General features: G+C 59.1%; 11 protein-coding genes and 1 pseudogene. 9 read left to right on the top strand and 3 right to left on the bottom strand.

The genetic code is table 11. The features are described 5' to 3' along the window. Positions 1-119 precede the first annotated feature (119 nt). The 4 genes from PZL22_RS24690 to PZL22_RS24675 all read left to right on the top strand — a co-directional run bounded on the left by PZL22_RS24690 (position 120) and on the right by PZL22_RS24675 (position 4,474). Positions 120-1,340 (top strand): extracellular solute-binding protein, encoded by a 1,221-nt coding sequence (locus PZL22_RS24690; protein WP_088198237.1) that lies wholly within the window; start codon positions 120-122, stop codon positions 1,338-1,340. A gap of 63 nt (positions 1,341-1,403) precedes the next feature. Continuing rightward, entirely contained in the window at positions 1,404-2,492 is a 1,089-nt protein-coding gene (locus tag PZL22_RS24685) for a carbohydrate ABC transporter permease (RefSeq protein WP_088198236.1), read from the top strand. Beyond that, positions 2,489-3,889 carry a carbohydrate ABC transporter permease gene (locus tag PZL22_RS24680; protein ID WP_017264143.1) on the top strand — a complete coding sequence of 467 codons (1,401 nt, stop codon included), beginning with the start codon at positions 2,489-2,491 and terminating at the stop codon, positions 3,887-3,889. The genes PZL22_RS24685 and PZL22_RS24680 overlap by 4 nt, the downstream gene beginning before the upstream one ends. 402 nt (positions 3,890-4,291) lie before the next feature. Then, entirely contained in the window at positions 4,292-4,474 is a 183-nt protein-coding gene (locus PZL22_RS24675) for a DUF3606 domain-containing protein (protein ID WP_003526775.1), read from the top strand. Positions 4,475-5,070: 596 nt separating this feature from the next. On the opposite strand, the gene PZL22_RS24670 is transcribed toward PZL22_RS24675, so the two are convergent. Further along, positions 5,071-6,075, bottom strand: coding sequence for an MBL fold metallo-hydrolase (locus PZL22_RS24670; RefSeq protein ID WP_234842955.1), 1,005 nt, complete (start codon positions 6,073-6,075; stop codon positions 5,071-5,073). 195 nt (positions 6,076-6,270) lie between these two features. Here PZL22_RS24670 and PZL22_RS24665 point away from each other — a divergent pair. Beyond that, positions 6,271-7,073 (top strand): annotated as a pseudogene (locus PZL22_RS24665) (helix-turn-helix domain-containing protein). 419 nt (positions 7,074-7,492) lie between these two features. Here PZL22_RS24665 and PZL22_RS24660 read toward each other — a convergent pair. Next, the gene (locus tag PZL22_RS24660; RefSeq protein ID WP_088198234.1) at positions 7,493-7,867 is read right to left on the bottom strand and encodes a VOC family protein; all 375 of its coding nucleotides are present in this window, start codon (positions 7,865-7,867) and stop codon (positions 7,493-7,495) included. Between the two features lie 339 nt (positions 7,868-8,206). Between PZL22_RS24660 and PZL22_RS24655 the strand changes: the two genes are divergently transcribed. Further along, entirely contained in the window at positions 8,207-9,028 is an 822-nt protein-coding gene (locus tag PZL22_RS24655; RefSeq protein WP_284718808.1) for a DUF1206 domain-containing protein, read from the top strand. A gap of 351 nt (positions 9,029-9,379) precedes the next feature. On the opposite strand, the gene PZL22_RS24650 is transcribed toward PZL22_RS24655, so the two are convergent. Then, positions 9,380-10,231: a sugar phosphate isomerase/epimerase family protein gene (locus PZL22_RS24650; RefSeq protein ID WP_284718807.1), complete on the bottom strand. Its 852-nt coding sequence runs from the start codon at positions 10,229-10,231 to the stop codon at positions 9,380-9,382. A 314-nt stretch (positions 10,232-10,545) separates the two neighbouring features. Between PZL22_RS24650 and PZL22_RS24645 the strand changes: the two genes are divergently transcribed. Genes PZL22_RS24645 through PZL22_RS24635 form a run of 3 tightly spaced genes read left to right on the top strand, consistent with a single transcriptional unit; the run spans position 10,546 to position 13,346 of the window. After that, positions 10,546-11,433: a sugar phosphate isomerase/epimerase family protein gene (locus PZL22_RS24645; RefSeq protein WP_010967714.1), complete on the top strand. Its 888-nt coding sequence runs from the start codon at positions 10,546-10,548 to the stop codon at positions 11,431-11,433. Positions 11,434-11,481: 48 nt separating this feature from the next. Beyond that, entirely contained in the window at positions 11,482-12,651 is a 1,170-nt protein-coding gene (locus tag PZL22_RS24640; RefSeq protein WP_027990143.1) for a mandelate racemase/muconate lactonizing enzyme family protein, read from the top strand. 2 nt (positions 12,652-12,653) lie between these two features. Beyond that, positions 12,654-13,346: a FadR/GntR family transcriptional regulator gene (locus PZL22_RS24635; RefSeq protein ID WP_010967712.1), complete on the top strand. Its 693-nt coding sequence runs from the start codon at positions 12,654-12,656 to the stop codon at positions 13,344-13,346. Positions 13,347-13,367: the final 21 nt, after the last annotated feature.

Raw genomic sequence — 13,367 nt, 5'->3', positions numbered from 1 at the left:
TTGGCAAGTAGTGGGCCGCCGCTCGACGTTTCCGCAGACAGAGCTATCTACCTCCTGAAAAGCGGGACGCTTTTGCCCGTACCCGCGCGACGTGGCTTTTGATCGGAGGGAGGACCGACATGCTGTTCCGTCCTGGAGCTCTCGTTGCAGCGACCATGCTCTTAGGGTTGCCGGCCTCTGCTGAGGAGATTGTGCGGATATCCGGCTGGGGTGGGTCCGAGGTCGCCATTGTCAACGGGCTATTAACGAACGTTCTTGCCGAAAAGCTCGCGGAAGAGGGGATCAGGGTAAAGTACGAGCCTGTTGATGGCGACTATTCGCAATTCATCATCAACGGCCTGTCGGCGGGCACCGCTCCAGACCTTTTTTACGTCGACACCTTTTGGGCGCGGTCGGTATTCAGCGCCGGTCAAGCCGCACCGGTAACAAACGACGTTTCTGGTTTTGCAGCCAATCTGCTGACCGCCTTCACCTACGATGAGAAGCTTTACTCAATCCCCAAAGACTTCAATACGCTGGCCATACATTTCAACAAGGACATCTTCGATGACGCGGGCGTCGGCTATCCGAGCGACGACGACACGTGGACGACGCTGCAAGAGAAATTGGTGGCCGTGAACAAGTCGCTTCCGGAGGTCGATGGTCTCTGTGTTGTGCCGGAATATGCCCGGTTCGGCGCCTTTGCGTTGTCGACAGGCTGGTCGCCCTTTGATGCTCGGGGAAAAACCGTACTGGATAAGCGCTTTCGTCGGGCATTCGATTTCTATACCGGCCTCGTGAAGTCCGGGGCCGCCGTTATGGCCGCCGACGCGGGGCACAGCTGGACTGGCGGTTGCTTGGCGTCGGAGCGGGCTGCCGTAGCGATAGAGGGTGCTTGGATCCTCAGCGCGTTGCGCGATAGTGCTCCAAACATGAATCTCGGCACTGTCCGGATGCCGAAAGACCCAGAAAGCAGCAAACGAGGCAATATCGTCTTCTCCGTCGGCTGGACCGTCAACGCGGCCTCGAAGGTCAGTAAGGCTGCTGCAAAAGTCGCCGAGCTCCTAACTACCGAGGAGGCCCAGCAATGGGTTTTGGAGCAGGGGCTGGCCCTCCCGAGCCGGACTAGTCTGAATGACAACCCGTGGCTGCGCGGCGGCCAGCCTGAACAGATCGCAAGCCGAGTGGTCCTTGAAGGCCTCTCGGACGATCACGTTATGCCGTATTTCTTTGGAGACGTCGGAGGGAGTTGGATGCAGCCGATCAATGCTGCGCTCAATTCTGTCATCCTCGGGGAGGAGGATGCGAACACAGCTTTGCCATCGGCACAAAGCGCCTTTGACCGGATGCTCGCCAAGTAAGTTTCTCTCGGGCTAGCAACGGTTACAGAACGCACGAAGCAGGCGCCCGCGGGAGGAGCATGCATGTCACGAGCAAGGTCAGAAGAGAGGAGCGGCTGGCTCTTCGTACTGCCTTTTACGATCTCGATGATGCTGTTTTTTGCCTACGCGATTGTTCGGACAGCTTACTACAGCTTTACCGATTTCGACTTGTTCAAGGCTCCAAGCTTTGTCGGGATGTCCAATTACACTGCATTGGTCTCCGACGAACTTTTCCTCCTCGCCTTGCGCAACACTATCGGCTTCTCGCTCATCGTCACAACGACCCAGACTGTGCTCGCACTTGGTCTGGCAGTTCTCGTGAACCATGCCGTCCGGGCGAGGGGACTCATTCGGACGGTGTTTTACCTGCCATCGATCATGTCCAGTGCGGCCATGACGCTTATCTTCCTGTGGCTCTTCCAGAGAAATGGCTTCATGACCGCGATCGTCAGCGTCGTGCTTGCTTATCGCCAGCACATCCTTTTGTTCCTCGTGGGCATGGCTGCTCTGCAGGGCGCGCTCGTTCTCAACGCACGACGCAGCTACGAAGGCATTTCGATCTTCGATCCGTTCTTCCTGTTCGTCGCCGCCGTCGGCGCGCTGGCGCTTGCTGCTTCCTGTGCCCTCGCGGGATTGCTGTCTGTTTTCGACAATAATCTCCTTATTTCCTGGCTAAATACGCAGCGCCATTTCCTTTTCATGCCGGTCACGCTGTGGTCCGTGGCGTTAATGAACGTTTTTACGACGGTCCCGACGCTGATGCTGTTGTTCCTGGCAGGCCTGCAGTCGATCCCGAGCAGCTTATACGACGCGGCCGAGGTCGACGGAGCCAACGCTTTCCAGCGATTTCGCCACATAACCGTGCCGGCGCTCAGGCCGGTGACCTTTGCCGTCGTGACGATGGGCGTCATTGGTACCCTACAAATGTTCGACCAGGTCGCAATTCTAGGAGATGCGGCTCCCCTCGCAAGTCGGGTAACGCTTGCCTACTACGTTTATGAGAACGCCTTTCCGGCAGGCGCCTCTTCGAGAATCGGTATGGCAAGTGCTGCGGCCCTGGTCCTTGGCATTCTTACAATCGCAGCCGTCTACGTGCAAAAATCGGTCGGCGTGAACGAAAAGGGCGAATGATGGCGAGCATGCCGGCTGCGGAAGTCTCGCCCTCGCGCCGCCGTTTGCCGGCTGGCGCGCTTCGTCGGCGGCAGCTTGCAGCGAGCGCCTGGGTATATCTGGCCTTTCTCGCCGTTGCGACCATCATGGCGGGGACATTCGTTCTCGCCTTTATAGCGAGCTTGAAGGTCGACCCACTCGAGAGACCGTTCCGCATCTATTTCGATCAGCTCAATCCGGCCGCATGGGTCGCCGCCGCTCGCTTGGGACGGGAAGGTGCGGGTGACGCTTTGTGGGGAGGGCTTGCTCCTGGCGCCAACGTTCACTTCAGTGTGACGTACGCGGCACCCGCCGATGCTAGGATTGTTGAACCCAGAGCCGAGATTCCCCGCCGCCGCCCGGGTTCGGGCATCGCCGCTGCGCTCATGCGGCATTATGCGGCGGATTATGCGTCAATTGCATTGAGAAGCTCCAGTTCGGCAACAAAGCAGGCTCGTGACAAGAGGGGAATTCGGCAGGGTTGGCAGGCGCGGACATTCGTCTATGAGATCACCTACCGCTCCGACCGCCATAATGGCCCCTGGATCGAACGTACGCCCGTCAATCTTACCGCTCCGACCTCTCAAACGCTTATCGACAGTCCGATTTCGCCATCGCGATCCGAGCGTCGCGGACGTTTGCTGAGCTGGGATAACATCACACCAGGCGCTCTCGGGTTGATCTTCAACAACTACCGGAGGGTGATAAGCGAGACGGCTGACCTGCAGACTGGGAAGAGCCTGATTGGAAGCTGGCTTGGCAATAGTCTTGCGATCGCCACTGGGCGCCTGGTCCTGACGCTCGTCGTCGCTAGCCTTGCGGGGTATGCGCTCGCGCGGCTCAAGTTCAGAGGCAGCCGCTTACTGTTCGCTGCAGCACTCTTCTCCATGACGATTCCGGCGCAAGTGACCTTCGTGTCAAACTATCTGATTTTCAGGGATCTGTCGCTTCTGAACACACCCTGGAGCGTAATCGTCGTTTTTGTCGCCTCAGCCAACGTCCTCTTGATGAAACAGTTTTTCGAGGGGTTTCCAAGAGAGATAGAGGAAGCTGCAATCGTCGACGGCGCAAACCGTTTTCAAGTGTTCTGGAAGATCGTTCTGCCAAACGCCAAACCGGCCTTGTTGGTCAACGCGATTCTCGCGTTTCAAGGCGCCTGGAACGACTTCTTTTGGCCCCTCGTCCTCATCACCAGCCCACCTGAAGCGCTGACGATCCAAGTCGGGCTTCTCAGCCTACGTCGTTCGTTCGGGGGGGTGCAGGGTGATTGGGGACTCGTTTTGGCAGGTGCGTTCATTTCGATCGTGCCAGTCGTTATCCTTTTCGTGCTCTTCCAGCGCCACATTGTCTCCACTGACTTCGCCAAGGGCACCACATAGCAATGCCACCCAAAGCCGTCCTTTGTGAGTGCCGGAGTGCGGATTGCCGATCAATGCTTGTCCATAGCGCAGGGCTGCCAACGGCGACTTGTGCGATGCGCGGATTGCCGAGTAAAGGCCAAAACGAGGCCGACCAGTGCCGAGCACGGAGAGCAAGCAGAACCGCGCAGCCGAAAGCTCGACTCACATTCCGAGCTGCTTTTCGGCAAAGTCTGCCCCGCCGAAGCCGATCGCGGCACCTACATTCCACTCCTCCTGTTTGCACGCTTTCAAATGTCACAGCGCCAGCTCCCTTTCCCGCCTGCGCTCGAGTGTGCCCCATGGGTTGAAGCGCGATGGTCGTGCGGGGAACTTGCGATTCCCGCCTGCGTTGTTCGTCAGTCAACGGAAGGAGGGCCTTGGATGGCAGACGACAAGACTAAGACGGCAGCTGACCGCCGACTGGTATCGGGCACCCAGAAGTACGAGGTCGACTACTTTGCGAGGAAGCACGGCATCGCTGCTGCGGATGCACGCCGCATCATCAAACAGCACGGCAGCGACCGCGACGCTGCCGACAAAGCGGCCAGCCGCTTGAAGGGCTAGAGGCGATTCTGTCTCCTACGGAAGCCTAAGCTGAAAGCCCGCGTCTATCTTTGTCAGCGGGACGGCCCGCCTCCTCTCGCAGCCTTTGCGGCACGCGGATGAGGGTTTGGGAGGGTATCCCTGGCGCACACCGAACGAAATCGACCCGGCTCTAAGGCCGGTGAGATCGCGACAGGTTTAGCTCGACACGACACTTCGCGCGAAGGTGCCGGCCTCGACCGAGCGCGGTCGAAAGTGCCGTCGCCGCAGAAATGCGCGCAAGCGGTAGAATGAGTGACCGACTTTGACGGAAAGCGCCCCTTAGCCTGCAGCTGCCCCGTCAGCCAAGTGGCCTTGCTCGGTGTGAAGGCATTCAAGCTGGTCGCCGCGCGCGTGACTGCCAGTTCTACTAGGAAAAATTATGAGAACGCTGCTCGATTCCAGAAGAATCGGTAACTGACGGCGCGATGCAAGAGCCGCCGAGGCAACGTCGGCGCCCTTGGACGACCAATACGCCGCCAATCGTAACCCTCACTGCAAGGAATGGGGTGTTGGCTCCCCGGCCCTTAGGAATTGATGCGAGACAATCAGGTCACGCTCTACGGTTGCAACGGGGCCTATAAACTGAACTGATAGGAAATCGGCAGCCAACGATAGCCTCTATCCTTCCGCTCAACAAACCCGAGCGAGGGAAATGACGTATGGTATCCGGCGACGGGAAGCCGATCGGTTGCAACCATGTCATAGATGTGCTGCCGGGTCTCCGCGCCTTTGGCCTTATCCATGTCGAAAAAGGCGTGCCACTCGGGATACGCAAGCGATGCTACCTCGTGATGGGCGCAATCGCCCCAGACGAGCAGTTGTTTGCCCTCGCTTTCGATGTGAAACGCGAGGTGGCCAGGTGTATGCCCATAGGCCTCGACCGCACGAATGCCGGGAACCACATCACCACCCGGTTTGATGAAGCTTGTACGTTCGGCCAAGGGAACGACATTTCTGGCGAAGAGCTTTGCCGACACATACTCGTTGTCACTGCGAGGAGCCGCGAGACGGTCCTCGGACGACCAGAAATTGAACTCCACATCACCGATTGCATATCGAGCGTTGGGGAATAGTGGTCTTCCACCCTCGATGAGGCCGCCTATATGATCAGCATGGGCATGGGTCAAAACCACGACGTCGATCTGCTCCGGTGCAAAGCCGGCCGGGCCCAACAGGTTTGCGAGCCAGCCGCCATTGGGCCTCGGGACGAAGCCGTTTTCGCCGTTACCGGTATCGAAGAGCACGAGCTCTTTGCCCGTGTTCACGATTGTGGGGGTAAAGCCCGGCCGAAATTTCCTTTCGGGAAGCAGGCTTTGCCGCATCAACTCTTCGACCTCGGCCTGCGGGCGATCTTGCCCGACGATGGGCCACGGTCCATCGAGCACGGGGCCGGCATCGAGGATATTGGTCACTTCAAATCTTCCGAGCTTGAAACGATAGTGCGTTGGCATTGACGGACCGAGCGGCATTCCGGCACCTTGTGCCGCCGACCCGAACAGGCCGGCCATCGCCGGAGCTGCTACCAACGAAGCGGCCGAGGCCAGGACTTGTCGTCGAGATAAGTGGGGTAGAAGCATCATGCGGTATCCTCCACGTGGGTACTGGTCTCTGCTAGAGCAGCTCCACTGCGCTCGAAGCAGTGAGGCGCGTTCGCCGCAGCCGATCTGACGGCAGAACGCTCCAGCACAGGTCATTCCATTTCTGCGAGGTTCACCTACACTGCAGTCCCGCGATCGAGATGAGGCTAGGTGGTCGCAAGTACTGGGAGGTTAGCCATGTCGGCACCGGATGGCTTGTATGAACGTGCTGCTCCGGACGGCATGCTCCGGCCCTTTTGGCACGTGGATGAAGTGCATACGTTCTTGTAGGACCTCTCGAGTATAACAGGCTCCACCAGCATGGCGCTCCCGTTTTCCTGGCAGGGATCTACAGCGAATTCCGGCTGCGAATCCATGGGGGAAATTGGCATTCGTGCCGTACGGCGGTCATTCCCGCTGGTGTATTTCACGAGCTTGATCTCTGCGGCTACCCGCTGGCCGTATTTTACGTCGAACCAAAGCATGGCGGCATCGAAGTACTTGTATCGCTGTCCGGAAATATTTGGGAAGTGGACGGCGTTGTTATGGGGCGCAGTGGCGAGGTTTCCGTCATGCGCGAGCTGTGGGAGGATAGTGCCGCCGCCAGATGGGCCGGTTTGGCTCTGGAGGACTTGCTCCGCTTTTCCGCACGACGGGCCGCTAAAAACAGAGACACGCGAATAGCGGCGGCTATTGATTACCTGCGAACACACCCGGGCGAACTCACCTCAGTATCGCCCCTCGCAAAGAGCCTAGGCCTTTCCTCGTCGCAGTTTCAACGCATATTCACCCGAGAGGTGGGCGTGCCTTTCCGTCGCTACCGCGCTTGGAACCGGATGCGTGTGGCCATAAGTGAGATCGTGAACGGCAGCAACTTTACGACGGCCGCCCACACCGCGGGCTTCTCGGATCAAGCGCATTTCACCAATGATTTCCGCCGGACTTTCGGCGCGCCGCCTTCAGTCAGTCTTCTGGCTTTGAGGAAGCCTCCTTCCCAGTGAATGCAAGTGGGTACGGGATAAGCCCGTCCCCAAGAGCGGGCTCCGGCCCCGGCCTTGGACGCCTGATGTCAACGTCTCGCTGTCGTTATTGGGCCATCACTAGACGGCGCATGTCGAGCGGCGGCCACGAACATTGGTGGGAGGCCGTGTCCCCCAAGCGCGCCAAAGCTTGCCCTAGATGCGTCACTGAGGTGCATTGATGCCTGTCAAAGCAAGGATTGCGCAATGAACGGGCCTGCGGTTCGGACCTTTCAGGAGCTTTTACTCGGGGCCTGATTCAAGACTTTGACCGAGGATCCAACCAAGACCGGGCGTTCATCCAGCGTAGCGGGGGCCGCCGGAAACCGATGCTCAATGTTCGACATGAGGGGCGGCGCGGGTAGGCGAAGCCCCCTTGTGGATGTCCCTCGATGGCGGGATCAGGCCTCGGGTTCGTGGCAAACCACTTCGATGTTGTGCCCGTCAGGACCAATGACGAATGCCGCATAGTAGTTCGCGTGGTAGTGGGGGCGCAGGCCAGGAGCACCATTGTCTTTGCCACCCGCCGCGAGAGCCGCGCGGTAGAAGGCTTCGACTTGCTGGCGATTGTCGGCCGTGAACGCCAAGTGAAGATGCGCTGGCTTCTCCTCGGTTTGGTACAGGCGCAACGAAGCCTTGCCCTTTGGGCTAAGCTCGACACCGTACGTCGGCAGACCCTCAGAGACTACGGCTAAGCCGATCGGTTCGAGTGCCTTGAGGAAGAACGCTTTGCTCGCTGCGTAGTCGCTGACGCCGAACTTGAGATGGTCAAACATGAGTTCTCCAGAAGTGTCTGGACTTGCCTGGCGAAAACACGCCCGGAGCCTACCTCCGCTGCGCACCTTGCAATGTCTGCTTGCGCTGCAAAGGTTTTCATGGGCTTGCGCCTGTGTCTTGATGGCATGTCTCAGCGATTAATGGCAAGGAACAACGCGGGGAGTGAAGAACGGCAACACCCGAATTCCCATGACAAGCGGCTGTTCCGGCAATGTCCGGGCATTCGATCTTGCCATGGGTACTTGCCTGTGGCCGACCGAAGGCTTGGATCGGACCGCGACAACCTTCCGGCAGCTCGTGCGTTAGTAGACGAAGAAAATTGGAGCGCGGGGAGCACGATGATCTCAAGATTTCGTTTCGACCTACTTGCGAAAGCCGGCTACACCGCCCGTGGTGTCGTGTTCCTTCTCGTTGCCGGACTCGCTCTTTTCTCCGGAGTGAAAGGCGGTCAACCGGAAATGAAATCAGCGCTCTTGACGCTGCTTGGACAGCCCTTCGGCCGGGTCTGGGTCGGATTGATCGGGGTCGGCCTGCTCGGGTTCGTCGCCTGGAGATTGGCCCAATCCCTTGCAGATAGTCATGGCCACGGATCCGATCGCAAGGGGCTCACTGTGCGCAGTGCACTGTTCGGCAGCGCCGCAATCTACCTTGGGCTTGCCGGCTACGCCCTTGGACATGCATTATTTTTCGCGGGAGGAGACCAGGAATCGGGTGAGAAAGGGCTGGCGGAATGGATCATGTCGAAGCCATTCGGCTCGTACCTGGCAATCGCGATCGGGATCGGCTTCATCGTCGGTGGGGTCGTCACCGCCTACAAAGGCCTCACCCGAAAGTTCGAGCGATATCTTCGCATTCCCGACCGGAACCGCGTCCTTACGTTGATCTGCATTTACGGCCTCGTCGCGCGTGGCGCAGTCTTCGTGATTATCGGTATCCTGTTTGCCTATGCGGGATTCCGGGTCGACCCGGAACAGGCTGGGAGCATCAGCGATGCCCTGGAGTGGCTTCGACAACTGCCGTTCGGCTCGATTCTGTACATCGCGGTCGCTGCCGGTATTGCTGCTTTCGGCATCTATAACCTCGTTGAAGCGCGGTATCGCGTCGTCCGTGGCCCTGATCTGACAGCGGTGAAGCAGCCGATCTCGCTGCAGAAAATCTGACCCGATTCAGCCGGCCAGGCCGAATTGACCTTTCGAGAACTGGCACGTCGACTGTAGCCCATCGGTAAACTACGGAATCAGAACCCGCACAGTGATTGCGTAGGTTTCCAACCAGTCAAGCGGGCGGATCTAAGCTTTAACTTCCATGCTGAACGCTTTGGACGAGCAGGAGGAATTCCACAAATCCGAAATCGGTAAGGCAAGGCGACGCTTAGTCCTGCCGGCCCCAACGAACCTGGGGACGCTCGCGCTGCCACCGCGCCCAACTTCAACTGTTCGGGAGCGTTGGTGAGCGCGCGACAAAGACTATTTCAACTGGAGTTCTGTGATTTCGTCCAAAAGGCCGGTTCGTCATGCCGCTGCCTTCCATCCATCCCGGATGTGACGGTATCCATCGCGATAGACGACTTCGGGCGTCTCGGAGAAATCGCGCCAGACCTTCGTTGCTGCCGCGAGCTCTTTCAATGCGCGGCCGAAGGCCTCGATTGTCAGCCAGCCGTCATAGCCGCTCGCGCGGATTGCCTTGAAGGTCTCCGGCCATGGAATGTTGCCATGACCCGGTACCCCGCGGTCGTTTTCTGAGATGTGGACATGAACGATTCGGTCCGCATTGCGGGTGAAGGCCCCCACGGGATCGGCTTCCTCGATATTGCTGTGAAAGGTGTCATACATGGCGCGAATGTTCGGATGCCCGATTGCATCAATATGAGCAGTAAGGTCGTCCATTGTGTTGACGAGATAACATTCGAAGCGGTTCAGCGCCTCGAGCGCAACGGTGACACCGCGCTGGGCGGCATGATCGCCGATCGTGCGCTGCGAGGAGATGGACCGCCTCAGTTCCGCGGCGGTGGGCCCGGTACCGGAGAACTGGCCTAGCGTAGAATGCAGTGGACCGCTTAGCGCGTGAGCGCCGAGGGCGGCCGCGCAATCGATAGCCCATTGCATGTAGGCGATGCCGCGCTTGCGGCTCGCAGTGTCAGGCGAAATCAGGTTCATGGATGGGTCGCTCATGGCAGAAACAGCAGTGCGCTCCAGACCTATGCCATCGAGCAATGCGCCGAGGCGGCGGTAGTCGTCCGGAGTGCCCTCGAAGATCGGTATTTCTACACCGTCGAAGCCAGTCGCCCTGATGTCCCGGAGTAGCTTTTCATGTTTCCGGCTGACGCTCGTCGTCCAAAGAAACATGCACATACCGATCTTCATGGTTCCTTCCTCCCGTTTCTCACTGCCGCGGTAACGCCTCCCCACCCGGTCGCCATCTGGTAATACCAAATGCGGCGATCTGGTCAAGTTAGCAACGGCGATGATTTTGGACCGAAGCACCGAGATTGGATGGACACTTGTGAAAAATCCCAGAAACGCGAGGTTGCGTAAGCCGCCTTGCCGGCACATGTAATTTGGGATAGACCTTTTAGGGAAGTAGAATTGGCCAAACCAGAATAGGTTCGGTCGGAGTGGAGGAGATGCTCCGGCACCCTCGAGTGCCGCGGCAGCTACGATAGTTTGGGAGGACGTTTATGCACCTTTCGACGCACAACTGGATGCGGGCGGAGCCTCTCGCCGTCACGCTGAAACGCATCAAGAAGTACGGCTACGAGAGCATCGAGATTTCAGGCGAGCCGGCCCAGTACGACATCAAGGACACCCGCGCACTGCTCAAAGAACACGGCATTCGCTGCTGGGGAGCGGTAACGCTAACGCTCGGTGAGCGCAACCTCGCAGCCAAGGATGAGAGCCAGCGAGCAAAGTCGGTGGACTACGTCAAGAGTGTTATAACGATGGTCAGTGAGCTCGAAGGCGAGATCGTCACCCTTGTACCTGCGACCGTCGGCAAGGTTGTTCCGGATGGCACCGAGGAGGAGGAATGGCAGTGGGTCGTGGATGCGACGAAGGAGTGCTTCGCCCACGCCCGGGAAAAGGGCGTCCGGCTGGCGATTGAACCGCTGAACCGGTTCGAGACTTATCTCTTCAACCGTGCTGCCCAAGCGCTCGCGCTAGCCGATGCAGTTGATCCCGATTGCGGCGTTTGCCTCGATGCTTTTCATCTCAACATCGAGGAGGAGGACATCTATGACGCCATCAGGCTTGCCGGAAACCGGCTTTTCGATTTCCATGTGGCGGACAACAACCGCTTTGCGGCGGGCCTCGGTCATCTCGACTGGCCGAAGATCGTCGCCACGTTGAAAGAGATCGGATACGACGGCGCGCTCACCAATGAGTTCGTGGCTCCGGTAGACCGCACGCCGGCGGCGAAATACCCCGATATGGTCGAGCGCAATCCGGTCGATATCCCGCCGGAGCAGCTCAAATTCATCCAGGACCACGGATCGAGCCTACTGACCGAGAAATTCTACGATGACCAGATGCGGATCACCGCAGAGACCATCCTGCCGCTGATCAAGTGAGGACGGAGCATGCCCTGCGGCCTTCGTGCTGCGAGGTTGGGAGGCGAAATGCGTATCAAGACCGTCCAAGCCTGGTGGGTTCGAATACCTATCGAAGCCAATCGGCAGCATCAAAGCGATTTCGGTCGCCTGACAACCTTCGACGCGGCGATCCTGCGCATAGAAACAGATGACGGGATCGTGGGGTGGGGTGAGGGCAAGAATGCTGCGGGCAGTGCGGGTTCTTACGGCACGCTCGTGCACATGCTCAACTATGAGGTAGGGCCGAGGCTCGTCGGTCGCGACGCCGCTGATATCTCCGCCGTCTGGGAGATGCTCTACAATGGCGTGCGCCACGAAAGGGCGGCGATGTCGGGTCACGCTATGCCGGAGCTCTCACGCCGGGGCCTCTCGATTGCTGCTATCAGTGCTGTGGACATCGCGTTGTGGGACATCCTTGGCAAATCGCTGGGCGTGCCGGTTTGGAAGCTGCTCGGCGGGCGTAAGGCGGATCGGCTGCCTGCTTATGCTTCGGGCGGGTGGGAGAGTGCCGAAAAGATCGGCGGCCAACTGCAGTCCTACCTTGCCAGTGGCGGTTTCAAGGCGGTCAAGATGAGGGTCGGCGCGATGGACGGCGCGCCGTATGTCTCGGCCGCCCGCGTGCGTGCTGCCCGCAAGGCGCTGGGCCCCTCGGTGGATATCATGGTCGATGCGCATGGCACCTACACGGTTGCCGACGCGAAACGTTTCATCCAGCTCGTCCGGGATTGCGATCTTGCCTGGTTCGAGGAGCCGGTGATCGCAGACGATAAGGCCGGCATGGCGGAAGTGCGCGCCGCTGGAAACGTGCCAATCGCCACCGGCGAGAGCGAGGCCACTCGCTTCGCTTTCCGCGACCTTGCGGTGCTGCGCTCAGCCGATATTTTCCAGCCTGATCCGGCGTTCTGCGGCGGCATTACGGAGGCCATGCGCATCGGTGCGATCGCCAGTGCCTTCAACCTCCGTCTTGCACCGCATTTGTGGGCCGGTGCGCCGTGTTTCTTCTCTGGCCTGCACATCTGCGCGGCCTCCCCGGCAAGCTTCGTCGTCGAATACTCGGTCGGCGCGAACCCGATGATTCACGACCTCGTCGAGGAGACTGTCGCCGTTAAGGACGGGATGCTAGAGATTCCCGATAAACCAGGCTTGGGATTTACGATAAATGAGCGCGTCCTGGAGACTCATGCGCAAAGACTTTAATTATGAAAGAAAACAATCTGCTTTCGGATCTGGCGGCCCATCTATTTTCGACTTCGAGCGGCAATGGCCGAACACCCTCGGAGCGGGAGCTCGCCGAGCACTTCGCCGTCAGCCGGGGACAGATCCGGGAGGCTCTGGCAATCCTGGAAGCCATGCGCATTGTGGAGCGCCGGCCGAAGTCGGGTATCTATCTGACGACGACCGAGGCGAGCGTCGAGGCCATAGCACTCTTCGCGCGCGCTGGCGTACCACTGGACCCGATCGTGATCTACGAAACGGTGGAACTCCGCAAGATCCACGAAATCAAGGCTGCGGAGCTCGCCTGCGCACGGGCGACGGAAGAGAACTATGAACGGCTGCGCGAAATTCTCGCCGCTTCCGAGACGAAGATCGCTGCGGGCGAGGGCCTCGCGCGCGAGGACAGGGACTTTCATCTGGAGATCGTGCGGGCGACGAAGAACAGCGTGTTCCACCGAATCTGCAGTGTCTATTACACCATGGGCGAACAGCGACTGCCTATCTACTTCGCTGATATCGCCCGCAGCCGCCGCTCGCATGAAGAACATATCCGTATCTACGAGGCGCTGCTCGCACGCGACGGCAATCTCGCACAGGCTTTGATGAACGCGCATCTTCAGGGCGCGGAAAGCTACTGGAAGGGTCTCATCGGAGGGCCTGCGACAGCCGCGGAGTAGTCCCCGGTCGGCAATGAGGAG

Source organism: Ensifer meliloti, from assembly GCF_030064585.1.
GTDB classification, from domain to species: domain Bacteria; phylum Pseudomonadota; class Alphaproteobacteria; order Rhizobiales; family Rhizobiaceae; genus Sinorhizobium; species Sinorhizobium meliloti.
Note: the sequence above shows the minus strand (reverse complement) of the source record. Positions and strands in the feature narration are given on the sequence as shown.

What these genes read in the sequence shown, in the direction of transcription:
- PZL22_RS24690 (WP_088198237.1), top strand. Translation starts at nt 120, where the DNA reads ATGCTGTTCCGTCCTGGAGCTCTCGTTGCAGCGACCATGCTCTTAGGG.
- PZL22_RS24685 (WP_088198236.1), top strand. Translation starts at nt 1,404, where the DNA reads ATGTCACGAGCAAGGTCAGAAGAGAGGAGCGGCTGGCTCTTCGTACTG.
- PZL22_RS24680 (WP_017264143.1), top strand. Translation starts at nt 2,489, where the DNA reads ATGATGGCGAGCATGCCGGCTGCGGAAGTCTCGCCCTCGCGCCGCCGT.
- PZL22_RS24675 (WP_003526775.1), top strand. Translation starts at nt 4,292, where the DNA reads ATGGCAGACGACAAGACTAAGACGGCAGCTGACCGCCGACTGGTATCG.
- PZL22_RS24670 (WP_234842955.1), bottom strand. Translation starts at nt 6,075, where the DNA reads ATGATGCTTCTACCCCACTTATCTCGACGACAAGTCCTGGCCTCGGCC.
- PZL22_RS24660 (WP_088198234.1), bottom strand. Translation starts at nt 7,867, where the DNA reads ATGTTTGACCATCTCAAGTTCGGCGTCAGCGACTACGCAGCGAGCAAA.
- PZL22_RS24655 (WP_284718808.1), top strand. Translation starts at nt 8,207, where the DNA reads ATGATCTCAAGATTTCGTTTCGACCTACTTGCGAAAGCCGGCTACACC.
- PZL22_RS24650 (WP_284718807.1), bottom strand. Translation starts at nt 10,231, where the DNA reads ATGAAGATCGGTATGTGCATGTTTCTTTGGACGACGAGCGTCAGCCGG.
- PZL22_RS24645 (WP_010967714.1), top strand. Translation starts at nt 10,546, where the DNA reads ATGCACCTTTCGACGCACAACTGGATGCGGGCGGAGCCTCTCGCCGTC.
- PZL22_RS24640 (WP_027990143.1), top strand. Translation starts at nt 11,482, where the DNA reads ATGCGTATCAAGACCGTCCAAGCCTGGTGGGTTCGAATACCTATCGAA.
- PZL22_RS24635 (WP_010967712.1), top strand. Translation starts at nt 12,654, where the DNA reads ATGAAAGAAAACAATCTGCTTTCGGATCTGGCGGCCCATCTATTTTCG.